This window comes from Pseudomonas fluorescens group sp., assembly GCF_020093335.1.
In the GTDB taxonomy this organism is placed as follows: domain Bacteria; phylum Pseudomonadota; class Gammaproteobacteria; order Pseudomonadales; family Pseudomonadaceae; genus Aquipseudomonas; species Aquipseudomonas petroselini.
This window is the reverse complement of record NZ_JAIOKW010000014.1, coordinates 89027-111015: the sequence shown is the minus strand read 5'-3', so window position 1 is coordinate 111015 and position 21989 is coordinate 89027. Positions and strand designations below refer to the sequence as shown.

Sequence of the window (21989 nt, the reverse complement as noted above, 5' to 3'; positions counted from 1 at the left end):
ACCTCGCTGCAGACCGACAATAGCGCCCAGCGTGGTACGACTGTGGTGACCCAGGCCGTGGATGTGATGCGCGACCTGGCCAGGCACATGCAACAGGCCGGCGACGGCATCGAGGCGCTGAACGCTCAGTCTCAAGTGATCGGCAGCATCGTCAAGACCATCAGCGGTATTGCCGAGCAGACCAACCTGCTGGCGCTCAACGCTGCCATCGAAGCGGCGCGCGCCGGTGAGCAGGGCCGTGGTTTTGCGGTGGTGGCCGATGAAGTGCGGCAGTTGGCATCGCGGACCAGCAAGGCGACCGAAGAGATCGTCGGCGTGGTACGTCAGAACCAGGACATGGCGCGTGAGGCGGTGGCCCTGATGACCGACGGCCGCCTGCAAGCCGAGCAAGGCCTGGCCCTGGCCGCCGAAGCAGGCACGGTGATCGTGGAAATCCAGGACGGCGCCCAAAAGGTGGTCAGCGCAGTCGGGCAGTTTGCCAACCAACTGTCCACCTGACCCGTGGGGCGCTTGTTTGAGGTTGCGTAGGTTTTTTCCGCGCCGAAAGCCGCCTGCGCTGTTGTGCTCCTGATGCCCTGCGCAGCCCGCACTGAGCGCATTTCACGTCGGGATTTCAGCGCCCGAGCATCTTCACCCAACGCGACGGTGGCATGCCGTAGGTGCTGCGAAATTGCCGGGTCATGTGGCTTTGGTCGGTGAAGCCGGCGGTCAACGCCGCGTCCACCAGCGATTGGCCCTGGGCGAGCAGGCTGCGCACCAGGTCCAAGCGGCGCATGGTCAGGTAGCGGTAGGGGCTGGTGCCGAACAGCAAGCGAAAATCCCGTGACAAGGCCCAGCGGTCGCGGCCGGCGTGGTCGGCCATTTCATCCAGGGTGATGCTGCGGCCCAAGGCGCTGTGGATAAATTCCCTGGCGCGTTCGGCGGCGACGTAATCGAAGGCCTTGCGGCTGACGATCCCACCCGAGACGTTGCTGAGCGCGTGGGCCAGGTCGAACAGGGCGTCCTGCTCCTGCAACGGGTCGAGAGGGTTATCCAGGTTCTGCAGCAGCACTTCGCTGGCACGAAACAGCCTGGGGTCCGTGGAGAGGCCACTGGGGATAAACGGCAACGGCTTGCCGCCGAGGATCTGCTGGATCAGCGACGGCTCTACGTAAATCATCCGGTACTTGAAGCCCTCGTCACTGCCGGCGTGACCATCATGGGTTTCATCGGGGTGCAGCACCATGGTCATGCCGGGCAGGCTGTGGATCATGTCGCCGCGATAGTGAAAGCTTTGCACGCCAGTCAAGGTCCGCCCGATGGCGTAGGTGTCATGGCGATGCGGGTCGAAGGCGAAACCGGCAAAGTACGCCTCGATACGGTCCAGGCCACTGGCATGCGGGGCGCGGTGCAGCCAGTCGAGGGTGGCGGTGGGTTTGCCCATGGTGACTTGTCACAAAAAAGAGGTGGGAACACGTTAACTGAGTCTGCACCCCTTGTCTGCCGGGGTCTTGTACGATTGTGCAGGGCGGGTGCGGGGCCCATGATCGCTGTTCCTGCCTTGTGCTGATGGACCTGCCGCCCATGGAATTCCTCAACACCGCGCAATTGGCTCGACCGCTTTGCCGGCGGTTGCTACGTGCTGTTCGGTGCACATTTGGTAGCGAACCGCTGACGGCCCGTGGTAAGAAGCCTTACTTTCAACAGTGAGGCCGATCATGAGCAAGGTGCGGGTAGGTATTATTTTTGGTGGCCGTTCGGCGGAGCATGAAGTCTCGTTGCAATCGGCGCGCAATATTGTCGATGCACTCGACCGTACGCGCTTCGAGCCGGTCCTGATCGGTATCGACAAGGCCGGCCACTGGCACCTCAACGACACCTCGAACTTCCTGCTCAACCAGGAAAATCCGGCCCTGATCGCGCTCAACCAGTCCAATCGCGAACTGGCTGTAGTGCCCGGCAAGGCCAGCCAGCAACTGGTGGAAACCTCAGGCACGGGCCTGTTGGAACATGTCGATGTGATCTTCCCCATCGTCCACGGCACCCTCGGCGAAGACGGCTGCCTGCAAGGGCTGTTGCGCATGGCTGACCTGCCTTTCGTCGGCTCCGACGTACTTGGCTCGGCGGTGTGCATGGACAAGGACATCAGCAAGCGCTTGCTGCGCGATGCCGGCATCGCCGTTACCCCGTTTATCACGCTGACCCGCAGCAATGCCACGCGCACGTCCTTCGATACGGCGGTGAACACGCTCGGCCTGCCGATGTTCGTTAAACCGGCCAACCAAGGTTCGTCTGTAGGCGTGAGTAAAGTCGGCACCGAAGCCGAGTACCACGCTGCCGTTGAACTGGCCCTGGGCTTTGATGAAAAGGTGTTGGTTGAGTCCGCCGTAAAGGGCCGTGAAATCGAATGCGCCGTGTTGGGCAATGAGCACCCCATCGCCAGCGGGTGTGGTGAGATCGTGGTGAGCAGCGGTTTCTATTCCTACGACAGCAAATATATCGACGACCAGGCCGCCCAAGTGGTGGTGCCGGCCGCTATCAGCCATGACGCCAGCGAGCGCATTCGTGGACTGGCCATTGAGGCGTTCGAGGTGCTGGGCTGTTCCGGTTTGGCGCGGGTCGACGTGTTTCTCACCGACGACGGCAACGTGCTGATCAACGAAATCAACTCACTGCCCGGCTTCACCCGTATCAGCATGTACCCCAAACTGTGGCAGGCAGCGGGCATGAGCTACAGCGAACTGGTGAGCCGCTTGATCGAGCTGGCGCTGGAACGGCATGCGGGGCGCAAGGGGTTGAAGATCAGTCGCTGACCCACCCCGGGGGCCATGTAGTGAGCGGGCTTGCCCCGCGCTGGGCTGCGAAGCAGCCCTAAAACCATCCACCTCAAATTTTACTGACCCACCTCAGCGGTCCTCCTAGGGCTGCTTCGCACCCCCGCGCGGGGCAAGCCCGCTCACTACATGTTCAGTCGCCGACTGCTTCGCCTTCACGTCGAGGGTCGGCGCCGCCGCTCAGCGACACCTTGCCTTGGGCATCCCGCGTGCGGACGATGGCCTGTATGCCGCTGGTCATATCGATCTCGCTGAGCATATGGCCCTTGTCCTTGAGTGCCTGCTTCAACGCTGGGCTGAACATACCGGTTTCCAGCTCGGTCGCACCGTTGCGACTGCCGAAATTGGGCAGGCTGATCGCGGCCTGGGGGTCGAGTTTCCAGTCGAGCATTGCCACCAGGGACTTACTCACGTACTCGATGATTTGTGAGCCGCCGGGCGAGCCTACCGTGGCCAGTAATTCGCCGCTTTTGCGGTCGAACACCAGGGTCGGCGCCATGGCCGAACGCGGGCGCTTACCGGGCTCCACACGGTTGGCAACACGTTGGCCGTCCTCTTCGGGGATGAACGAAAAGTCAGTCATCTGGTTGTTGAGCAAAAAGCCCTGGACCATGACGTGGGAGCCAAACGCTGCTTCCACCGTCGTGGTCATCGAGACGGCCCCGCCCTGGTCGTCCACCGCCACCACTTGCGACGTGGAGATGCGCAGCGGCGAACGGTCCGGCGCGTACGCCACCTGGATGCCTTCAGGCGTGCCCGGCTTGGCGATGCCCATGCTGCGCTCGCTGATCAAGGCGGCCCGTTTGGCCAGGTAGTCCGGGGCGACCAGGCCAGCGACGGGCACAGGGACAAAGTCCGAGTCGGCCATATAAAGCGCGCGATCAGCGAAGGCCAGGCGACCGGCTTCGGCGAGCAGGTGCACGGCTTCGGGTGTGGGTTCCAGGCCTGCGGGTGATGGGCTGTTCACGGGTTGCATCGCGGCGATGGCCAGGCTTGGATCCTGGGCTTGCAGTGCTTGCAAGGTACCCAAGATTTGCGCGATGGCGACCCCGCCCGAGGACGGTGGTGGCATGCCACAGACTTTCCATTGCTGGTAGTCAGTACACAGCGGCGTGCGTTCCTTGGCGGTGTAGCCCTTCAGATCCGCCACGGACAGGCTGCCCGCATTGCGATGGCGCTGCACCTTGCTGGCGATCTCCTCAGCGATCGAACCGTGGTACAGCGCGTCCGGTCCCTCCTTGGCGATGCGTTTGAACACCTCGGCCAACGCCGGGTTTTTCAACAGCGTACCGGTGGCTTTCGGCGTGCCGTCGGCATTCAAAAAGTACGCCGCCATTTCTGGCGATTGCGCGATGTAGCGGTCGGCCGCGATCAAACTGTGCAGGCGCGCAGAGATCGCGAAGCCGTTTTCCGACAGCCGGATTGCCGGTTCGAACAGCTTGGCCCATTGCAACTGGCCCGTCTTCTTGTGTGCCATCTCGAGTGCACGTAGTACCCCAGGCGTACCGACTGAGCGCCCGCCCACCTGTGCGTCGGGAAACGCCATCGGCTTGCCGTCGGCCTTCAGGAACAACCGCTCGGTCGCCCCGGCCGGTGCGGTTTCACGGCCGTCATACGCATGCACGTTTTTGCCGTCCCACAGCATGATGAACGCGCCGCCGCCGATGCCGGATGATTGCGGCTCTACCAGCGTCAGCACCGCCTGCATCGCAATCGCCGCATCAATCGCCGAACCGCCCTGGCGCAACATCTCGCGCCCCGCCTCGGCGGCCAGGGGGTTGGCCGCTGCTGCCATATGGCGCTCGGCGTGTTGGGCCGTCAGGTCGGTACGATAGCCGGAACCCAGCTCGGGTGCCGGCGGCTGTTTGTTGACGGGGGAATGGCAGGCAGTGAGCGCGAGGGCTGCGGCAATCACTGACAGTTGACGGCGGGAAATTGAAAACACGCGCTGAACTCCGTTCATTTTGAGAATGATCTGTTGTCCTTGGGGACTGCGTTTTACCGGTAAATCGTGCCGTGCGGGTTGGCTCCGTGTGGCGGGAAATCACCCGCGTACAGGTGAACGGTTTGTTCGAGTGCATGAAGCTGCCGTCGTGATTAGTCACACGTGGAACCAAATAAAGCCGGGGCCCACTAGACAGCTGTGATTGATTTCGTTCGGGAGCACTACCATGCACATAGAACTCGACCCTCTTAAGAAATTACAGCACGACCTTAGCAAGTTTTTGCCGAGGTGGAGCCAGGAGTCCCACCCGCGCAGCCCCCCGCCATTGTTGCCGAACATGTCGCTGAACCACTATCGAACGCTGCAACCGACCTCGATGCAGTTCGATGTCGGTCTCAAAGACGGGAAGGTACAGGCTGATACGACCCTGGCAGGGCGTGATATTGCCCATCACCTCAACCAACCGAATAAACATTATGTGACCGACGGTCCTTCTGCCGCTGGCAGCCAGACCTTGCGGATGAAGGATGAGCGCCAGTATCTGTTCCATATTCAGTCCACGCCGGCGGTTGCTGCGGTGTTCAAAAGCAGTCTTCCTGATGCTTCCGGCGCTGCCGTCGATAGCCCCGGTCGTGCTCATATCGGGAGTGTCAGCGCTGTTCAAACGACTGTAGAGGGCCAGCAGTTCCGTCTGGAGGGCAGGCGACTGTTTCGCTTTGAACCCCTCACGTTGTCCTGGACGCCCGACGCGGATGCCCGTGCATTCAGCCGTATTGGCCTGACGAAAGAAGGGCAGTTGCTGAAGACCCCCGAGGGGTTTGCAGACAGCAGCGCGCAAGGGCGCATGACGGCGCTGCTGAGTCAGTCCCAGCAGGGTTCGTGCGTGCATCTTCAGGGCGTTGGCGGGCAGGTCCTGCACCCCGTCGATGAGGCTGGATTAGCTGTGCAGCTCACGCGTATTGGGTTGTCGGGAAGCACGTTGTACGGCGCTACCTCGGACGGTGAGTGCGTCTTTGCAGACCTGCGCACGGCGCAAGGTCACGCGCTGCCGATGGTCCCGCAACCGGTCGACTCGCTGGAGCGGGCGTTGAAGGGGGCCGTCAGTGTGGAAGGGTTCTTTCATGATGACGCGGGGCAACTCAATGCCCAGGTTCGCGACGCACGCCAGCAATTGCACAGCGTCCCCTTGAGTGAGGGCAACGCACTCAGCCCGCAATGGAACCTCAGCGATGTGCTGGTCAAGGGGATCGAAAAAGGTCTGCCGCTGCCCAGCCTGCAGGCGCTGGCGGCGGCGGTTGATCTCGGGCAACGGGGCAAGGTTGCGCTGGATGCCGGCAGTCTGCTGACGTGGGATGACGCGGCCCAACGCTGGGAAAACACGGCCCAACCGGATCTCGAGCATCTGGAGCGGGGGCTGGATGGTCGCGCCTATGTACTGCAAGACGGGCAGTTGAAAGCGGTGGCCATCAGTAAAGTGCGCGACCCGTTGATTGAAGGGGCCAGCCATGATCTGGCGGCTCTTCCTGCGCCGCGCCCGCACGTCTCCCTGGACGAGGTACTCGCGGGGGATAGCCACCGGCGCGTGACGGGATTCGCCGTGGCGGATGGCCGTAACTTTGTCACCGTGGACCAGGATAACCAGCTTCAGGTCCATCAAGACGGGGTCTCCAGGCCGTTGCCCCTGTCCCCGCCGATTGACATAAAGACACTGGCGTTGGATCACGAGGGCAATCTTTATGCGCACACCCGGGGTGGCGAGTTGTTCAAGGCGGATCATCAAGCCTGGCAAGGCAATACCGCGATTGCGCAAAGTTGGCGCAAGGTTGAACTCCCGGATCGACAACCTTTGGAGTCGCTGCGGATGGGCGCCGATAAGCACTTGGTGGGCGGGTGGAATAAGCAGTTCCACCGACTGGATACGGCCACCGCCAGTGCGATGGAGTGGGGCCCGATGTTATCGACCACCCCGGCACCGTCACTGGCCGATAAGTTGGCGGGCATGCCGGTGCGTGCACCGTTTTCCGGCGGTGCGCTGACGGTAAGCAGCAACGTCATGGGGCAAACGCGGGAGGGCATGCCGCTCAAGCGCGATTTTTTCCAAGGGGTCAAGGCGCACTTCCACCCTTTGCAATCGCTCAGCCAAATGGGTAGGGATATACAGCAACACTTCAAAGGCCGGCGGGGGCTGGAGCCGGTCTACGCGGACGGTAAGCGCTTGCACGACCAGCTCCAGCCCCTGGCCCAGAGCAAGCCGGTGCCAACTGATCTGGAGGCGCGGCTCACGTCCCTGAGCGGGCCGGGGCCGCGGCAGGCAGTGGCCGGGCAGATCCGCGACGCACTGACCACGGTCGAAAAAAGCAGCCAGTCCAGCGCTCGCCGCCTGGGGGATACACACGGGGTCGCGTTTGACCCTCGGCCCACATTGAGCAGGGCGACGATTAACCCTGGTTCAACGCTGCATCAGCTGTATGAGGCGTTCAAGCGGGCCTCTCCGTCGGCGGAAAAGCCGACCGCTGTGATGTTGGCCAACTTTGAGGGACAGAACCTTGCGCTTCCCGCTTGGCAGCCAGGACGCAAGCGCGACCTGGACCATCCCTCGGCACTTATCGAGGGCGACCTGATTCATCATGCGAACACGCTCAAGCAATTGGCGGACCTGGCTCAAGCGCTTGACGGTATGTCAGGTCATAGCCCAACTGCCCTGGCGCGTATTGAAACGTCGCTGAACGACATCATGCAGGCGTTTAAAGACAGCCCTGTACACACAATGGCCAGCCAGGGTATCGCCAGTTACGGTCAGGCGGAGTCGCTGTACGGTAACTTCAAATTGTTGTCCAAGGACCTTGGAACACCAGGATCGGCTCTTCATTGGCATCTCTCGGGCCTGTTGGGGATGCCCTCCGATGCGTCCATCAAGGAGGCAATGACCCAGCAGGTACAGCAACTGGGCAGTGGCCAGGCACTTGCTCCGAGCCGTACCCAAGGTAAAAGCCTGGGGTTGATGGTGACGGGGATAAAGCCCATGGCATCCGTGGAGTTTTTTTTGGGAGCCTCCAAGGCTCACACCCACGGCGTGAGTATCAGCCGTACCGACAAAGGTGCTCGGGTTGACATCAGTGCGGACGATATGCGGCGACTGGCCGGTTCGGTGGGCTGGGGGCAGACGCTAGGCACCAGGCCGGGGCCGGTGGGGCCTGGTTTCAGGGTCGCTGGTGAACTGACCGCGGCGGTGGCCAAGACCACCGGGGCGAGCATCGAATTTGACGTCAAGGAGGCAGATTTTGGCAAGATGATGTCGATCCTGACCGGCGAGCAGGGCACGGTCTACGACTTGCTGGCGCTGGGTGACGCGCACGCTGCCGGCACGAGTTCGAAGCTCAGTGGTGATGTAAGCCTGGACGCGCTCGCGCAATTACGCCTGATGTACAGCCCAGAGGAAAACATCGCCGAGCTGGACTCAGTGATTCGCGCCGGCATCGGTTGGGTGGGCAACCTCAATCTCGCGCATGCGGACAAGAGTCAGTCCACCACGCACACCGCAACGGGCGCCAGCCAAGCGACGTCAACCAGTGCGCAACTACTCAGGCAGGGCGGCGTGGGGGCCAATTTCGCGCCGGTCAATGTATTGGCGTTAGGCAGTCTCGAAAGCGGTGGGCCGAGCGTGGCTGGGTTTGCGTTGCCGGAGCTCTCGGTCATGGTGAAGTTTGATCGCGGGGAATCGCAGGCCTTCAGCTTTTCTTTCAAGCATCCGGAGCCGGTCACTCAGTCGCAGATTGATGACCTCAAACGCAGCGTCTCGGCCTATTCGTCGACCTTCAAGCATGACTTGGCGGGCATTGATCAGTCGGGCACTACTGTGGATCAACAGTTGGCTACAGTGCAGCGATTTCTCGCGGCCCATCCGCCCATGGCGACCAAGCCGGACGCTTACCATGCCATCAGCCAGTCGTTGGATAAGTTGATGACCCAGCAAGACCTGGTGAAAAACGGGCTGCGCCAACTGGCGTCGGTCGAGTCCTCCGTCACACGCGTGGGGCTACGCGATGATGGGCGTCATGCCTGGCTGGATGATGTGGCGCCGGCCAATAAAGCGGCCATTGAACAGTGGTTAAAGGACGACCCTCAGCTTGCCCAGGTGCTCAATCAATTGCAGCACGGTGAGGGCACCTCGGTGAAGCTCGGCATGGAGCTCAAGCCGCAGGTCCTGCGCACGATAGAGCGTCGCCATCTTGCCGGTGACAATACCGAGCCGCTGATCCGGCAGGCCCTGAGTGATCGTCGCAACCTGCGGGTTAAAAGCATGAGCCTGAGCTACACCGCCACCCAGTCCCATGGCATGTCCATACCCGCTGGGGCGAATCTCAGCTTTTCCAGCAGTGCCGGCTTGAGTTACACCCAGAAGCGTGTGAATGCTGACCTTGAATACGGAGTGGACCCCGATAAACCGTTGCGAATGAACCTGAACGATACGTTGGACAGCTTGCCCAGGCATGACCTGACCATTGACTTGGCAGACCAGCGCGTGAGGACACAAAAACCAGCAGCGATCTGAATCGCCTCCTCTCTACGGCGGCCCCGGCACTTTTCACGAGGCATAAAAAAACGGCTTACCTTTCGGTAAGCCGTTTTTAGTACTTGGTGGCTACACAGGGACTTGAACCCCGGACCCCAGCATTATGAATGCTATGCTCTAACCAACTGAGCTATGTAGCCAAGTGGCGCGCATTATTCGCGTAGAACGGGAATGCGTCAAGTATTTATTTTGAGTTTTTATCTGCGCTTTCAACTGTTTAAGCGAAATCACGGGTTCGGACGACGAGTGGTTCGCGATTCACCCTGTCGCGTACCAGAAAAGCCTGATCGCGTTGGGCAGATATCCCTGCCGCCCAACGCGTGGCCTGACGTTAAGGAGACTTCGGGTTTTGAGTGGCGCGTTTGAGCTGTTCGCGCGCCCTTGATAGGCGCGAGCGAACGGTGCCGATAGGAATGTCCAGTGCGTCAGCGGTGTCCTGGTAGCTGCCGTCGGTTTCCAGTGAGGCGTAGAGCGTCTTGCGCATTTCGATTGGCAGGTGGTCGATGGCACTCAGGGTTTTTTCCAGGCGCCGGTTGATTTCAAACTCCCAATCCAGGTTGTGGTTATCCTCTTGGCCATGCCAGAGCGACTCGTCAAATTCGCAATGCACCGGCTTGGCGTACAGGCGCCTGAAGTGGTTGCGTATGAGGTTTTGCGCGATGCCGCACATCCACGTGCTGAGCGTGGCATTCCCGCTGAAGCGCTCGCGGTTGCGCCAGGCTTCCAGGTAGGTCAATTGCAGAAGATCGTCTGCATCTTCGGGGTTGAGTACGCGTTTGTGAATGAAACGCCGAAGTTTTTTTTGTTGGTCGTCTGTCAGGTGATGCATGAATTGAGGCGAGCTGCCAACGAGGTGCGCTAAGGCTTCAATAGGGATATTCATGGTTTTTTCCTTGGTGTAGACGCAGTCGAAAGGGTGTCGACGGGAACCCCTTTTGCACTGGCTGTGCCAAAGAAAATTTTTTATTAACGTATTGATTTATATAAATAAATATCTTGTATTGATGCGATTTTGTGCAGCGCCTTGCATAGACCATTGAAGGCTTGTGCAAGTCTTTTCAAAATGGCCGTGCAATCGTCTATTGATGGAACCGCCTGGTCGGGTCTTGCCACACAGGGAAACACTCTTCCTGTTCGGGCCTGTCCATGAAAGTTGAATTTTCCCCCGATGTGCAACCGGTCCAACAGCTGGATCAGCCTGCTGTCATCCAGTCCTCCGTTCCTGCGCCCGTCAAGGGCATGGATGAACTCGCTTTGCTGTTCAACCAGGAAGTGGACACTAACAGTCGCACGTTGGGTGAGAGGAAGATTGGCGTGCGCGTGCTCCCATCCGAGCAGCTTGCGCATATCTATGATCAGTTGGGCCATCCAGCCCAGGCGACCCTGGCAAGTTTTTCACGTCGCATCCGCTGGCAATTGCTGCAGCAACCGAATGTCGACAAATTGCTGGAACTCGCGGGCGGGGACCCGGCACGCGCGTTTGTGGTGCTCAAGTATGTGGCGGCCCAGGCGGACACCGAGGTGCGCCCGTCGGAAGCAGCCTTGGCGCGTGATGCGATTGCCAAGTTGGAGGTCCGTTACAAAGGGGAAATCCAGGCGGGCCTGAACATTGCCGTGGCGTTGCAGGCGGCCTCTGTCGACCCTCAGGAGCGCCAGGCGCTACGTACGCTCTACTATGCCAGTGTGGTCACACGTCAATCAAGCTGGGGGAATACCAGCCAGGGAGTGATGCCTTGACCGACCTGGCTGTGGACAGTCGCCAGGCTGTCGATGGTTTCTTGCGCCAGGACTTGCGTGAGCCTGCACCGATGGCGGCGACGCTTGCGCAACTCAAGGAGCTGACCACCTATGTCCCATTCTGATGTGCTGCTCAGTGAAGTGGAGACGCTAAGGCGCCTGCGCCGGCACCGTGCGGATCGGGCCGAGCGCGCCCTGCGTGAGGCTAAGCGTGCCCAGCAGGCCCTGCTTGCGAATATCCAGCAGGCCCAGGATGCGCTTGAGCACACTCGGCAAGAGGAGGCCCTGCAAAGTGCTCGGTTGCTCAGCCAGCACCAGGGGCAGGTACTGACCTTGAAAGCCCTGAAGTCCTGGGGCGGCCAGGAGCGTTCCTTGTCTGCCAATACCCGGCGGGACATGGGGCAGTTGGAGGCCTTGCAGGGGCAGCGCGAAGAGAAGCAAACCCGCGTCGGCACAGCCCAGAAACAGGTCACTGAATGCCTGCGGCAGGTGGAAAAACTTCAGGAGCTATCCCTTTTATTGGCGCAGGAGCCGACATGACCCAGGTTTCAGATAAACCCGCTGAACGTCCACGCCGACGTGATCCGCGAGAGGAGCGAGAACCCGGGGGCGCAGGTGGGGTGCCTGCGGAGCTGACGCGGTTGTTTGCCCAGTGTTGGGCCGCTGACGATGAGGGCTCAGGGGCGCAGGCGTCCCTGTTCGGAACCCGGGCGTCGGGCGATGTTGTCATGATCGGGGCGCTTGCCGAGCAACTGGCGCCGCGTCTGCAGGCCGCGCCCCAGTGGCCGCTCAAGGCGGTCTTGTACTTGCCCCGCCTGGGGCGGATCAACGCGAGTGTGCGCCGCGAACAAGGTGCCTGGAGTATCGACCTGGAAGCGGAGGACGCTGCGACGGCGCGTTGGTTAAGCGGCGTGCGGCAACAGTGTGAGGATCGGTTTGCGGCCACGCTGGGTCAGCCGGTCAGCCTGCATCTGCCCACTGTCGGCTGCGCATGATAGTGCCGCTGCTGACAGTGCCTTTGGTTAAGAGCAGCACGGTTGCCGCGCGACGTCGACTGGGCCGTGGCCTGAGCCTGGCGTTTCAGGTGGCCGGGCAGGGTGGCCAGTTGCGGCTCGAGCCTGGGCGTGCCCCCGCAAGAGGCGAAGCGGTGTGCTTCGAAACGGTGTGTGGCGTGCTGGCGCTCGCCGAAGCCGGTCCGTTGCTCAGCCTGCTGGGCGAGTGCCCTGTGACGTTGGCCCCCTCCGGCAACGATCCGGATTCCTGGTTCTGGGAGCTGTTCCAGCTTCACCTGAGCCCTCAGGTGCGAGCCTTGTTGGGCTATGTGCGATTGCTGGAGACCGACCGAACCAAGGCGTTTGGCTGCCGACTCAGTGTGAGCCTGGGGCAAACCCGGGTCGAGGGGTATGTGTGGCTGAGCCCCGAGAGTTTCCTGGCCTTGTGCGATGCCGGCCCGTGGCGTGGCCGCGCCGGGCCGATGCCCGCGTCGTTTCGACTGGCTATCGCGGTGACCCTTGGGCGTTTGCAGTTACCGATCGCGCAAGCACGCAGCCTGCGGGTCGGTGATGTGCTGGTGCTTGAGCAGAGCTTTTTTCTAGCCCAGGGCAATGGCTACGTACAGGTTGGCACACACCGATTGCATGGGTGCATTGACGATGACAGTGGGCCGTTGTGCCTGACCCTTACTTCAATCGAGGAGACGTCTGTGGACGAAGAATTCATAGCCCCCCACTACGCCGGGGAAGAAGACGATGAACCCGTGACGGACGTATTCGGTCACGAGCCATTCGATGAACTGAGCATGGCGCTGAACGTACGCTGCGGCACGTTGAACCTCACCCTGGGCGAGTTGCGCAACCTCGCGCCGGGCGCGGTGCTGGGCATTGCCGGTTACGCACCGGGCATGGCAGGCCTCTATTACGGTGATCGGCCTATTGGCCAGGGACAGTTGGTGGAAGTCGACGGGCGCCTGGGTTTGCAGTTGTCGCGCGTGATGTTCGGTCGATGATACTGCAAGGGTTGGACCCCTTAGTCCTGGCGGTATTTTTGGCGGCATTGTCGTTGATGCCCATGCTATTGGTCGTCTGTACGGCGTTCTTGAAGATCGTGATTGTGCTGATGATCACCCGCAACGCCATCGGCGTGCAGCAGGTGCCGCCGAGCATGGCTATCAATGGCATTGCGCTTGCGACCACGCTATTTATCATGGCGCCGGTAGGGTATGAAATTGCCGAGAGCGTCAAAGCTTTGCCTCTTGACCTGAGTAACGTGCAAACGCTGCTGCAGACGGCAAATGAAGCCATCAAACCGTTGCGTGCCTTCATGCTGCGCAACATCGACCCGGATGTGCTGACGCACCTGCTGGAAAACACTGCACGCCTGTGGCCCGCGCAAATGGCCCAGGAGGTGCAACGCGAAGACCTTATCCTGCTGATCCCGGCGTTCGTGCTGTCGCAACTGCAGGCGGGGTTCGAGATAGGCTTCCTGATCTACATCCCCTTCATCGTCATCGATTTGATTGTCTCCAACCTGCTGCTGGCGCTGGGCATGCAAATGGTCTCGCCGATGACCATTTCCCTGCCCCTCAAACTGCTGTTGTTCGTGATGGTGTCCGGCTGGTCGCGTTTGCTCGACAGCCTGTTCCTTTCCTATCTCTGAGGGGCTTATGGAACCAATCGTACTGTTCAAGCAGGGCATGTTGCTGGTGGTGGTGCTGTCGGCACCGCCTTTGTTGGTGGCGGTGGTGGTAGGCGTGATGACGTCGCTGGTCCAGGCACTGATGCAGGTGCAGGACCAGACGCTACCCTTCGGCATCAAGCTGGTGGCGGTGGGGATCACACTGATCATGACCGGCCGCTGGATAGGCGTGGAGTTGATCCAACTGATCAACCTGACCTTTGACATGATCGGCCGCTCGGCCCTGAACTGAGGGCCTGCCCGTGCTGCTCTATCTCGAGTATTTGCCCAGCCTGGTGATCGGCATGGCGCGGATCTACCCCTGCGGCATCCTGGTGGCAGCGTTCTGTTTCCAGCATATACGGGGCATGCCGCGCCATACCCTCGTGATGGTCTTGGCATTGATGCCTGCGCCGGGTATCTATGCGGCGTTGGCAGGCCAGGATTACTCCGCGATTCTATTGGGGGCGCTGGTGCTCAAGGAGGTGGCCTTGGGGGTTCTACTGGGCGTGCTGCTGGCGATGCCGTTCTGGATGTTCGAGTCAGTGGGGGCGCTGCTGGATAACCAACGCGGCGCTTTGGCTGGCGGCCAGCTCAACCCCTCGTTGGGGCCGGATGCGACGCCGATTGGACACTTGTTCAAGCAACTGGCGATTTTCCTGTTGATGGTGAGCCTGGGGTTGGGCACGTTGACCCAGGTGATCTGGGACAGCTACCTGATCTGGCCTCCCACCGCATGGTTCCCGCTGCCGGCGGCGAATGGCATGAGCGTGTTCATCGACCTGTTGGGTGACACCTTCACGCACATGTTGCTCTACGCCGCGCCCTTTATCGCAGTGTTGCTGTTGCTGGAGTTCGGCATCGCGCTGCTGGGCGTCTACAGTCAGCAATTGCAGGTCAGCACGCTGGCGCCACCGGTCAAAAGCCTGGCGGGTATCGGCATCCTTCTTCTCTACTTTGCGCTGCTGCAGGACCTGATCGTCGGGCGTATGAGCCTGCTGGGCGACCTGAAACACTCACTCGGGCTATTGATCAAGGTTGCAATCCCATGAGTGACTCGGGCGAAAAAAAGCACCCCGCGTCAGCCAAGAAACTGCGTGACCAGCGCAAGAAAGGCCAGGTCGCCCAAAGCCAGGACGTTGCAAAGCTGCTGGCATTGACGGCCATCAGCGAGATCGCCTTGTTCACCGCCGAGACCAGCCTGCAACGTTTCCAGCAACTGATGCTACTGCCGTTGTCACGCCTGACCCAGCCCTTTACGCGAGCGCTGGAAGAAGTGCTGTTTGAGGGGATGACAGTGTTTTTTTCGTTCGCCCTGTTGATGGTCGGGGTGGCGATTACCACGAAGCTGATCAGCAGTTGGATGCAGTTCGGGTTGCTGTTCGCTCCCGAGACGCTGAAGCTGGATTTCAATCGCCTCAACCCTATCAGCCAAGTCAAGCAGATGTTCTCTGCCCAGCAGTTGATGAACCTGCTGATGAGCATTGCGAAGGCCTGCCTGATTGCTTCGATTCTGTATGTAGTGATCTGGCCCTCATTGGGCACGCTGATCAACCTGGCCACCAGCGATCTGCAAAGTTACATCCTGGCGTTGATTGCGCTGTTTCGTCACTTGCTGCATGTCTGCCTCGGTATGCTGCTGGTGCTGGCGCTTATCGACCTGATCATGGTGAGGCACTTTTTCGCCAAGCGCATGCGCATGACCCAGGTGGAGGTGGTCAAGGAGTACAAAGACATGGAGGGTGACCCCCACGTCAAAGGGCAGCGGCGTTCGCTGGCGTATCAATTGGCCCAGGAAGAACCCAAGGTCAAGCTGCCCAAGCTGGAGGAGTCCGACATGCTGGTGGTCAACCCGACGCACTTTGCTGTCGCCCTGTATTACCGCCCCGGTAAAACGCCGCTGCCGATGCTGGTGAGCAAAGGCACCGACGATGAAGCGCGCACATTGATCCGCCGCGCCAAGGCGGCCGATGTGCCGGTGATCCAATGCGTATGGCTGGCGCGCACGCTCTACACGAAAAAGCTGGGCGCAAGCATCCCGCGCGAGACCTTGCGGGCCGTGGCGCTGATTTACCGCACCTTGCGCGAGCTTGATGATGAGGCTAAGCGCGAAACCCTGGAATTGCCGGAGCTTGAACGGCACTGATCAGCGGATCGAGCTGGTATCCAAGGCTTGCAGGCCGGCCAGTGACAGCATCCGGCTGAGGATCTTGTCGAGCGCGCTGTTGGAGGCAGGCAGTGCGTGCCAGATCACCAGGGCGTACTGGGCGTCGAGGTAAACAAAACACCCATCGAACGCCAGCGCGTGCTCACAGCGAAGCTCCAATACCCGCTGCAATTGCCCGGTCTGCAGCGCTTCGCGAGCAACTTGCAGGGCGAGTCCCGGGCGATCTCCAGCGTGCAGTGCGCTTACCTTGATACCGGGCGCGAGCGGCAGGTGAGCAGCAGTGCCGCTCACCAGGTTGTCCAGAAATACCTTGCGTTGATCGTCGGGCATTTACGAGGACCTCACCGTTCCAGCGATACCGTCTGGTAATCCGCACGTTCGCCGGCGGGGCCCGGCTCAACGCGCATTTGCGGCGGCCACCAGATCACCATCTTGTCCTTGGTCGATTGTGGGCGTGAGCACGAATCGCCCTTACAGGTGGGGGTGCAGCCGGCGACGAGCAGTGCAGCGCCGATCAGCATGACGCACAGTACAGGGTGTTTCATGGCGTGGCCTTCTGAGTGGGAGTGATCAAGGAGGGGCGGGGCACACTGAGGTGTTCATCCTTCACCACGGGGCGCATGGCAATAAACACCTCGGCTTCTTCACCCGGTTTGAGCCAGGCACGCGGCCATACGGTGACTGCCAGGGTCTGCGAGTTGCTGCATTCCTTTTCATCGATACGCACATTGCGTTTGAACTGGTTGCGCAGTACGACCACCGCCACGTTGTAGTCCGGACCGGCGTACCACTGGCTGCGCTCGGTATTCAGCGCCAGCAAGTCACGGGTGCTGCACAAGGTGTTCAGCCCCAGCGGCATCGGCGCGGCGTTGAACGCTTTGGGCACTTCCCCACTGACTAGGCGGGCCAGCGTCGTGATGATGTCACTGCGTTTGATCACCGGCTGATGCGGCGAATAGCGCCTGGCCAGTGGTGTGAGGGCCGCTTGTAACTCAGCCTGGTCGTCCTGTGGCAAGTAGCGCGACGGGTCGTCCTGGTCGCCGATGACGCGGGGTGTCAGGATAAACAAGCGTTCACGGCGATTGTTGTGGCGTTCTGTCGAAGAGAACAGCGTCTTGCCCAGCAACGGAATATCCCCCAGCAGCGGAATCTTCTTTTGCTGGTCGGAACTGTCTGTGACATGGAAGCCACCCACTACCAGCGAACGCTTCTCCTGCATCACGGCCTGGGTGCTGACCTTGCCCCGGCGAACGTCGGGGTGATTGGGGTCTCGCTCGGGATTGGTTTCGTCGAAATTACCGTCTTCGATATCGACGACCAAATGGATCTGGTGAACGCCGCGGCCCGTCGTTACCCGGGGAACCACTTGGAGGCTGGTGCCCACCGTGACAGGCAAAATGGTTGCGTAATCTCTGCCGGGGGAGATGTATTGGGTGCGGTTGAAGTCGATCACCGCCGGCTGGTTTTCCAGGGTGAGCACAGAAGGGTTGGAGACCATGGTTGCCAGGCCCTTGGCCTCCAGTGCGCGGATGTCGGCGTAAAAACGATCACGGTTTTCAATCGACACCTGCGACGAGGTGCCAGGTGCCATGTTGACGCCTCCGCGGAAGCGACTGTTCTGGAAACCCCAGTTCACCCCAAATTCACGCAATTGCGTACGTTCGATATCGAGAATGATTGCGTCGATTTCGATCAACTTGCGCGCGACGTCGAGTTGAGTGATCAGGTCGCGGTACATGGCCTGGCGTTCCGGCAGGTCATAGATCAGCACAGCGTTATTGCGCACATCGGCTTCGACGCGGATCCGGCTCTTGGAGACCGGGGCGCGTGGCGTGACTGTCGGACCCGTGTCCAATTGTCCTGCGTTGCCATTTGCACCGAGCATTTGGCCCAGTAACGGATTGCCCAGCCGAGGTACATTGGGGGTTAGAGGGGACGGCTGGGATGAATCGGGTTGGCTCATCCCCGTTAGCGTCGAGGCTGAGCGGGGCTCCAAGAGTCCCCGCAAAATGTTCGCGACGCCGGGGACAACGAGCTTTTCACCGCGGTAGTCCACTTTGCGGTCTGCGGCATTGGCGAACTTGAGTGGGAAGCTGAGCACGCTCTGTTTTTCATCCGCCGAGCGGCGTTTGCTGCTGAACTGCTTGATCTGGTCGATGTAGGTTTTGGGGCCGGAGACCAATACGACACCGTCTTCAGGCAATTCGCCCCAGCCGAAACGGCTATCAAGCAGGCCGATATCGGTCAGCGCTTGCTTGAGGTCGGAAATAGTCTCCGAGGAGACTTCCAGGCGCGCGGATTCCTGCTGGTCCAGCGTGCTGACGAACAAGGTGTTGTTGTAGAGGTACCACTGAAAACGGTGCTCAACGCCGAGTCTATCCAGCATGGATTGCGGGGTATTCGCGCGGATCTTGCCGTTGACGTCGCCCTCCAGCAAGCCTTCGATTTGCAGTTGCGTGCCAAAGGTCTGGGCGAAGTCTTCGAGCACTTCACGTAGTGGTTTGTGGTCGGCCTCGTAGGCGTAGGCGGTGTTTTTCCACTCGGCGGGGATGGCTGCGAGTAGGTTGTGCGCCGGAGCCATTATGCAGCCTAATAGAACCAGCCATTGCCATTTGGCGCGCCTGGATGAAGTGTCAGGCGGATCAATATGCAAGCAGGTATGCTTAGAGATCTTGTTATGCATAGGAACTTTCCTGATTAATGCCGCAACGCACGTAGTGAAGTTGGTTTGAGCGGATGGGCTGGCTTATTCAGGCGTGCGAACATGGCGCGCCAAGTATCACGTTGGTTGAGCAGCGATTCGACGCTTGCGAGCACGCGAAGCGCATCAGGCGTCCCTTGAAGACTTTGGATAATCCAGAGCGCTCCACTGCTAGGTGCTCGCGCCAATGCGCCTTGAAAGTGGGCCAGGCTCGCGAAGCTGATCCGCATCCAACATTGCAGTTCGGTGTTATTAAAAGAAGTTGAAGACAGACTGACGTACACCAACACCCCACCACCTTGAAGGCTAATTATAATTTCGTCTTGTCCTTCAAGTAGGGTGATTTGTTCTTTGCCGCTCTTCAACCAGTCGATGATAAGGGCTTTCAAATTACTGAAAGCTTTCGAGGGTTGTTTTGATCGTTTCGTGAATGACGCGCCCTTGCTCTAGATAGGCAAAGTTGGCGAAGTCTTGCTGCATTATGAGTGAGTAGAACGCCTGAATGTCTTCCGATGTTTCAGGATCCTCACCCGCGCGCACGACTTTCTGGTTTGCGGTGGTGCTGTTTCTCGCAAGCTGAAGCGATAAGTTGCTTAAAGAGCGCATAGTTATTCCTCGATGTTTTTTGTGTTGTGGTGTGTACTAGTCAATCAGTTCCATGCACAAGAAACTATTTGATACGAGGTGAACCATTGAGCAAGGGCTTTTGATTTTATCGACTCTGTTTAAGAAGCATCTCGAGCATTGAGTTCCAGTTGATAAGAAAATCTCCCTCGTTTGTCCTCAGTGTCAGGGTTTGAGGGAGGGCAGTGGCGTCTGGTTGCAGCTTCCAGAGTGTCGCCCCGTACGAAGCAAGGTACTTCTTTACATGCTCGAATTCGCTTGGGCAGCACAGTAGCGTCGCGTTGACCTGCGGTATTTGACTAGCCAGCAGCTGCTGTATGAGAGCTTGCAGGCGCTGAGGCTCGACAGTCTCGTCAAGGATGCGCTGGATGGCCTGGTTGATGACTAAGGTCGCGTGGTGTTCAAGGCTTGCCAGAATTCCCTCACGCTCATGTTCCCAGCACTTGAGTTGCTTGTCGGCGCGTTGCCAGAATTCTAACGAGGTTTGCTTCTGCATCGCCTCACATTTCTCACCCGCTCTTCTTATCAGCTCGTCAGCCTTCGCTTGTGCATGCGACAGGAGCTGATTGGCGTTTTCGACGTCTGCGAGTACTTCTCGGGGAACCAAGGGGTTTGGAAAACTGGCAGCGTTCTGGTGCAACTCAATTTTGTGTAGTTGAAGCATTATCGATCTCCTGGCTTGTGCATGTCAGGAAGCGTGTCGTGGCTGTTTCTTGATGTGACACGCCAGACCACGGCTTGCCAGAGCGTGATCAATCGGCTGCACGCGTTTTCGAATACGGGAGCTCTTTCTTCCACCGTGAGAACTCGCTCAACGGGAAAACGTAATCGAAGCCGCTGCCAGACAGTGGGCGCGATCCAATTGCACAGTAATTGCAAAGGGTCATCTTCGGGCAGAAGCATGTCAGGTGAGAGGGCTTTGGAAAGGCTCATGCACCATAGATCATCGCCTTCGTTCAAGGAGGGTGCAGATTGAGGCGCGACAGTAAGGTGAATCAATTTGAGCGCGAGGTTGAGTTGGTCCGTTGAGGCAAGCGCCAATCGGAGCACCGCAAACTGAGGTGGAGGAGGCAAGGAGGGAGCAGCACCTGCAAGTCCGTTCTTCATCAGGGCCTCACAGCAATGGATCAAGGCAATTTCAGGGTAAAAAGATGTCCAGCTTTCGTGAGAGGTCTTCCAGGGAAATGCCCACCATTGAGCCCAAGCAAGACGGTCACTCATGGATAGGGAATGGCTAATGATCATGTACAGGACCTGTCGTTACCTCAGGTATCGCCTGCGCCAGCCGCTGTCGCCGGTTCAACAGGAAGAGTGAGCCGGCCACCGTAAAAATCAAACCACCCAGCACACCGACCAAGCAGGTCCACCAAAAGCTGCGGTCATCTGCCGGGATTAAGAAAGGTCCGAAGTAGACCAATCGCTTTTGTTCCTGGTAAGCCACGGCGGGTACAAATATGACGGTAAGTTTTTGTGGATTATCCACAGCGGTGGTCATCCCCGGAATACTGCTTGCGACCATTCTGCGAACCCGGGCTCGGATATTATCGGGATCAAGGCGAGGATCGTGTTTGATGAAAACCGAGGCGGATGCAGGCTGCACAGGTTCTCCTGGCGCAATGCGCTCGGGAAGCACGACGTGCACTCGGGCAACGATGACACCGTCGATGTTCGACAGGGTGGCTTCGAGCTCTTGGGATAAGGCGTAGATGTAGCGCGCGCGCTCTTCCAGTGGCGTAGAGATAACGCCCTCTTTGCGAAACGTATCGCCGAGTGTGGCGCGAGCGAGTTTGGGCAGGCCCACAGCCTCCAGCGTGCGAACAGCTCGGCCTATGTCGTTTGTATCAACACTTACCGTTACACCATCCTTGGTCGGGATCTTTCGAGCTCGAATATGCTTGTCTGCCAGTTCTGCAATGACTTCATTGGCCTCTTGCTCGGAAAGTTGTCGATGCAGTTCGACACGGTCACCGCAACCACTCAACAGAAACAGAAGGGTGAGCGCCAATAGCGTTGGCTGCAGGAAGTACCTGTTCGCTACTGCAGGTTGCATATTTTGTCGATGCACTGAGTTGTTTTACCGAGGGTTTTTACGAGCAAATTCGACATGAGCAATGCGTTGGAAAGATCATTTGGATACTTACGTAATGCCTCTCTGTCGATGTGTTTGCTGAGTCTGCTAAGGTCTCTCGCTATTTTATTTTTTGTTGTATCGAGCGCCATTGCCGCGTTCGTCAGCAAACTCGTCGTTTCAAATTGTACTTCCATAGGATTTGTCGAAAGGGGACGTTCGAGTTGTGAGGTAAAAAAGTCGACATCCGTACTTAAGGGTGAACGATCAGATGATTGAACGGTGCTTTTATGGCTGCTAAGCGCGATTGAGCTATTGTCTTGTACAAGCATCGGTAATCCCAATAGGTGAGCGATGGTACTGTTACGCAGGCTTGAAGGGTCGTCTCTTTTTAATACAAGATGCACCTCCTCGGCCGGTGAGCCGAGGAGGTCTTGCATTAACGCCTTTTCTCAGCAGCGCCTTTGACGTTGGTATCTTGCGTTGCGTCGTTGCTCAGCTTCAGGCCTTGAGCCTGAATTTCCTTCGATCGCTGACTTTCTGCATCAAGGGTGGGGTTTCCAGCGGTATCGCCGGCGCCGTAGGCGGAATTATAGGGGTTGTAGGAACCGTAACCATTAATTTGAGACATGGACCTTCTCCACTTCGCTAGTTTGAAATATAGTGCACTATTCAGCCATCATCTTTT

Annotated in this window: 23 protein-coding genes, 1 tRNA gene and 3 pseudogenes; 13 read left to right on the top strand and 14 right to left on the bottom strand. The window is 59.1% G+C overall.

Annotated elements, in window-relative coordinates; genetic code table 11:
* Nucleotides 1-66: 66 nt before the first annotated feature.
* Nucleotides 67-498 carry a methyl-accepting chemotaxis protein gene (locus K7431_RS31165; protein ID WP_370636111.1) on the top strand — a complete coding sequence of 144 codons (432 nt, stop codon included), beginning with the start codon at nucleotides 67-69 and terminating at the stop codon, nucleotides 496-498.
* A 115-nt stretch (nucleotides 499-613) separates the two neighbouring features.
* Here the strand turns inward: K7431_RS31165 and K7431_RS16830 are convergent, their stop codons facing one another.
* Nucleotides 614-1423: an AraC family transcriptional regulator gene (locus K7431_RS16830; protein ID WP_012722081.1), complete on the bottom strand. Its 810-nt coding sequence runs from the start codon at nucleotides 1421-1423 to the stop codon at nucleotides 614-616.
* A 150-nt stretch (nucleotides 1424-1573) separates the two neighbouring features.
* Between K7431_RS16830 and K7431_RS16825 the strand changes: the two are divergent.
* Nucleotides 1574-1654 (top strand): annotated as a pseudogene (locus tag K7431_RS16825) (lysine transporter LysE); the annotation flags it as partial.
* Between the two features lie 43 nt (nucleotides 1655-1697).
* Nucleotides 1698-2792, top strand: coding sequence for a D-alanine--D-alanine ligase (ddlA, locus tag K7431_RS16820; protein WP_012722082.1), 1095 nt, complete (start codon nucleotides 1698-1700; stop codon nucleotides 2790-2792).
* A 154-nt stretch (nucleotides 2793-2946) separates the two neighbouring features.
* On the opposite strand, the gene ggt is transcribed toward ddlA, so the two are convergent.
* Complete coding sequence (gene ggt / locus K7431_RS16815; protein WP_012722083.1) at nucleotides 2947-4776, bottom strand: gamma-glutamyltransferase; 1830 nt, start codon at nucleotides 4774-4776, stop codon at nucleotides 2947-2949.
* A gap of 208 nt (nucleotides 4777-4984) precedes the next feature.
* Here ggt and K7431_RS16810 point away from each other — a divergent pair, with 208 nt between their 5' ends.
* On the top strand, nucleotides 4985-9310 hold the full coding sequence (locus K7431_RS16810) for an AvrE-family type 3 secretion system effector (protein ID WP_012722084.1): 4326 nt from the start codon (nucleotides 4985-4987) through the stop codon (nucleotides 9308-9310).
* 84 nt (nucleotides 9311-9394) lie between these two features.
* Here the strand turns inward: K7431_RS16810 and K7431_RS16805 are convergent.
* Both K7431_RS16805 and K7431_RS16800 read right to left on the bottom strand, forming a co-directional pair.
* Nucleotides 9395-9471: transfer RNA gene (locus tag K7431_RS16805), tRNA-Met, on the bottom strand.
* 191 nt (nucleotides 9472-9662) lie between these two features.
* Nucleotides 9663-10214, bottom strand: a complete 552-nt coding sequence (locus K7431_RS16800; RefSeq protein ID WP_012722085.1) for an RNA polymerase sigma factor — start codon at nucleotides 10212-10214, stop codon at nucleotides 9663-9665.
* A gap of 263 nt (nucleotides 10215-10477) precedes the next feature.
* On the opposite strand from K7431_RS16800, the pseudogene K7431_RS16795 reads away from it, so the two are divergent.
* The 9 genes and pseudogenes from K7431_RS16795 to sctU form a co-directional block, all read left to right on the top strand.
* Nucleotides 10478-11032 (top strand): annotated as a pseudogene (locus K7431_RS16795) (HrpJ domain-containing protein); the annotation flags it as partial.
* Nucleotides 11029-11193, top strand: a pseudogene (locus K7431_RS16790) (EscN/YscN/HrcN family type III secretion system ATPase); the annotation flags it as partial. The pseudogenes K7431_RS16795 and K7431_RS16790, both read left to right, overlap by 4 nt.
* On the top strand, nucleotides 11180-11608 hold the full coding sequence (gene sctO / locus K7431_RS16785; protein WP_012722086.1) for a type III secretion system stalk subunit SctO: 429 nt from the start codon (nucleotides 11180-11182) through the stop codon (nucleotides 11606-11608). The pseudogene K7431_RS16790 and the gene sctO, both read left to right, overlap by 14 nt.
* Before the next feature lie 188 nt (nucleotides 11609-11796).
* Nucleotides 11797-12063, top strand: a complete 267-nt coding sequence (locus tag K7431_RS31160) for a type III secretion system HrpP C-terminal domain-containing protein (protein ID WP_327193832.1) — start codon at nucleotides 11797-11799, stop codon at nucleotides 12061-12063.
* Nucleotides 12060-13073 carry a FliM/FliN family flagellar motor switch protein gene (locus K7431_RS16775; protein ID WP_012722088.1) on the top strand — a complete coding sequence of 338 codons (1014 nt, stop codon included), beginning with the start codon at nucleotides 12060-12062 and terminating at the stop codon, nucleotides 13071-13073. The genes K7431_RS31160 and K7431_RS16775 overlap by 4 nt, the downstream gene beginning before the upstream one ends.
* Entirely contained in the window at nucleotides 13070-13723 is a 654-nt protein-coding gene (sctR, locus tag K7431_RS16770; RefSeq protein ID WP_012722089.1) for a type III secretion system export apparatus subunit SctR, read from the top strand. Before K7431_RS16775 ends, sctR begins: the two co-directional genes overlap by 4 nt.
* 7 nt (nucleotides 13724-13730) lie before the next feature.
* Nucleotides 13731-13994 carry a type III secretion system export apparatus subunit SctS gene (gene sctS, locus K7431_RS16765; protein WP_012722090.1) on the top strand — a complete coding sequence of 88 codons (264 nt, stop codon included), beginning with the start codon at nucleotides 13731-13733 and terminating at the stop codon, nucleotides 13992-13994.
* Between the two features lie 10 nt (nucleotides 13995-14004).
* A complete protein-coding gene (gene sctT, locus K7431_RS16760) occupies nucleotides 14005-14793 on the top strand; it encodes a type III secretion system export apparatus subunit SctT (RefSeq protein WP_012722091.1) in 789 nt (262 codons plus the stop codon).
* Nucleotides 14790-15887 carry a type III secretion system export apparatus subunit SctU gene (gene sctU, locus K7431_RS16755; protein WP_012722092.1) on the top strand — a complete coding sequence of 366 codons (1098 nt, stop codon included), beginning with the start codon at nucleotides 14790-14792 and terminating at the stop codon, nucleotides 15885-15887. The genes sctT and sctU overlap by 4 nt, the downstream gene beginning before the upstream one ends.
* On the opposite strand, the gene K7431_RS16750 is transcribed toward sctU, so the two are convergent.
* The 10 genes from K7431_RS16750 to K7431_RS16705 form a co-directional block, all read right to left on the bottom strand.
* Nucleotides 15888-16238, bottom strand: coding sequence for a hypothetical protein (locus tag K7431_RS16750; protein WP_012722093.1), 351 nt, complete (start codon nucleotides 16236-16238; stop codon nucleotides 15888-15890). It lies immediately after the preceding gene.
* Between the two features lie 11 nt (nucleotides 16239-16249).
* Complete coding sequence (gene hrpT, locus K7431_RS16745) at nucleotides 16250-16453, bottom strand: HrpT family type III secretion system protein (RefSeq protein ID WP_012722094.1); 204 nt, start codon at nucleotides 16451-16453, stop codon at nucleotides 16250-16252.
* Nucleotides 16450-18489 (bottom strand): type III secretion system outer membrane ring subunit SctC, encoded by a 2040-nt coding sequence (gene sctC / locus K7431_RS16740; protein WP_370636107.1) that lies wholly within the window; start codon nucleotides 18487-18489, stop codon nucleotides 16450-16452. Before sctC ends, hrpT begins: the two co-directional genes overlap by 4 nt.
* 116 nt (nucleotides 18490-18605) lie before the next feature.
* Nucleotides 18606-18998 (bottom strand): hypothetical protein, encoded by a 393-nt coding sequence (locus K7431_RS16735; protein ID WP_012722096.1) that lies wholly within the window; start codon nucleotides 18996-18998, stop codon nucleotides 18606-18608.
* A gap of 1 nt (nucleotide 18999) precedes the next feature.
* Nucleotides 19000-19215, bottom strand: coding sequence for a hypothetical protein (locus tag K7431_RS16730; protein WP_012722097.1), 216 nt, complete (start codon nucleotides 19213-19215; stop codon nucleotides 19000-19002).
* A gap of 106 nt (nucleotides 19216-19321) precedes the next feature.
* Nucleotides 19322-19897, bottom strand: a complete 576-nt coding sequence (gene sctL, locus K7431_RS16725) for a type III secretion system stator protein SctL (protein WP_012722098.1) — start codon at nucleotides 19895-19897, stop codon at nucleotides 19322-19324.
* Entirely contained in the window at nucleotides 19897-20478 is a 582-nt protein-coding gene (locus tag K7431_RS16720) for a hypothetical protein (protein WP_012722099.1), read from the bottom strand. The genes sctL and K7431_RS16720 overlap by 1 nt, the downstream gene beginning before the upstream one ends.
* Entirely contained in the window at nucleotides 20468-21283 is an 816-nt protein-coding gene (gene sctJ, locus K7431_RS16715) for a type III secretion system inner membrane ring lipoprotein SctJ (protein ID WP_012722100.1), read from the bottom strand. Before sctJ ends, K7431_RS16720 begins: the two co-directional genes overlap by 11 nt.
* The gene (locus K7431_RS16710) at nucleotides 21268-21741 is read right to left on the bottom strand and encodes a putative type III secretion protein (protein ID WP_012722101.1); all 474 of its coding nucleotides are present in this window, start codon (nucleotides 21739-21741) and stop codon (nucleotides 21268-21270) included. The genes sctJ and K7431_RS16710 overlap by 16 nt, the downstream gene beginning before the upstream one ends.
* Nucleotides 21741-21932, bottom strand: a complete 192-nt coding sequence (locus tag K7431_RS16705) for a hypothetical protein (RefSeq protein WP_043204746.1) — start codon at nucleotides 21930-21932, stop codon at nucleotides 21741-21743. Before K7431_RS16705 ends, K7431_RS16710 begins: the two co-directional genes overlap by 1 nt.
* Between the last annotated feature and the right edge of the window lie 57 nt (nucleotides 21933-21989).

What these genes read in the sequence shown, in the direction of transcription:
- K7431_RS16705 (WP_043204746.1), bottom strand. Translation starts at nt 21,932, where the DNA reads ATGTCTCAAATTAATGGTTACGGTTCCTACAACCCCTATAATTCCGCC.
- K7431_RS16830 (WP_012722081.1), bottom strand. Translation starts at nt 1,423, where the DNA reads ATGGGCAAACCCACCGCCACCCTCGACTGGCTGCACCGCGCCCCGCAT.
- K7431_RS16810 (WP_012722084.1), top strand. Translation starts at nt 4,985, where the DNA reads ATGCACATAGAACTCGACCCTCTTAAGAAATTACAGCACGACCTTAGC.
- sctL (WP_012722098.1), bottom strand. Translation starts at nt 19,897, where the DNA reads ATGCTTCAACTACACAAAATTGAGTTGCACCAGAACGCTGCCAGTTTT.
- sctJ (WP_012722100.1), bottom strand. Translation starts at nt 21,283, where the DNA reads ATGCAACCTGCAGTAGCGAACAGGTACTTCCTGCAGCCAACGCTATTG.
- K7431_RS31160 (WP_327193832.1), top strand. Translation starts at nt 11,797, where the DNA reads ATGATCGGGGCGCTTGCCGAGCAACTGGCGCCGCGTCTGCAGGCCGCG.
- sctO (WP_012722086.1), top strand. Translation starts at nt 11,180, where the DNA reads ATGTCCCATTCTGATGTGCTGCTCAGTGAAGTGGAGACGCTAAGGCGC.
- sctR (WP_012722089.1), top strand. Translation starts at nt 13,070, where the DNA reads ATGATACTGCAAGGGTTGGACCCCTTAGTCCTGGCGGTATTTTTGGCG.
- K7431_RS16800 (WP_012722085.1), bottom strand. Translation starts at nt 10,214, where the DNA reads ATGAATATCCCTATTGAAGCCTTAGCGCACCTCGTTGGCAGCTCGCCT.
- ggt (WP_012722083.1), bottom strand. Translation starts at nt 4,776, where the DNA reads ATGAACGGAGTTCAGCGCGTGTTTTCAATTTCCCGCCGTCAACTGTCA.
- hrpT (WP_012722094.1), bottom strand. Translation starts at nt 16,453, where the DNA reads ATGAAACACCCTGTACTGTGCGTCATGCTGATCGGCGCTGCACTGCTC.
- sctU (WP_012722092.1), top strand. Translation starts at nt 14,790, where the DNA reads ATGAGTGACTCGGGCGAAAAAAAGCACCCCGCGTCAGCCAAGAAACTG.
- sctC (WP_370636107.1), bottom strand. Translation starts at nt 18,489, where the DNA reads ATGGCTCCGGCGCACAACCTACTCGCAGCCATCCCCGCCGAGTGGAAA.
- K7431_RS16775 (WP_012722088.1), top strand. Translation starts at nt 12,060, where the DNA reads ATGATAGTGCCGCTGCTGACAGTGCCTTTGGTTAAGAGCAGCACGGTT.
- K7431_RS16750 (WP_012722093.1), bottom strand. Translation starts at nt 16,238, where the DNA reads ATGCCCGACGATCAACGCAAGGTATTTCTGGACAACCTGGTGAGCGGC.
- ddlA (WP_012722082.1), top strand. Translation starts at nt 1,698, where the DNA reads ATGAGCAAGGTGCGGGTAGGTATTATTTTTGGTGGCCGTTCGGCGGAG.
- K7431_RS16710 (WP_012722101.1), bottom strand. Translation starts at nt 21,741, where the DNA reads ATGCAAGACCTCCTCGGCTCACCGGCCGAGGAGGTGCATCTTGTATTA.
- K7431_RS31165 (WP_370636111.1), top strand. Translation starts at nt 67, where the DNA reads ATGCGCGACCTGGCCAGGCACATGCAACAGGCCGGCGACGGCATCGAG.
- K7431_RS16720 (WP_012722099.1), bottom strand. Translation starts at nt 20,478, where the DNA reads ATGATCATTAGCCATTCCCTATCCATGAGTGACCGTCTTGCTTGGGCT.
- K7431_RS16730 (WP_012722097.1), bottom strand. Translation starts at nt 19,215, where the DNA reads ATGCGCTCTTTAAGCAACTTATCGCTTCAGCTTGCGAGAAACAGCACC.
- sctS (WP_012722090.1), top strand. Translation starts at nt 13,731, where the DNA reads ATGGAACCAATCGTACTGTTCAAGCAGGGCATGTTGCTGGTGGTGGTG.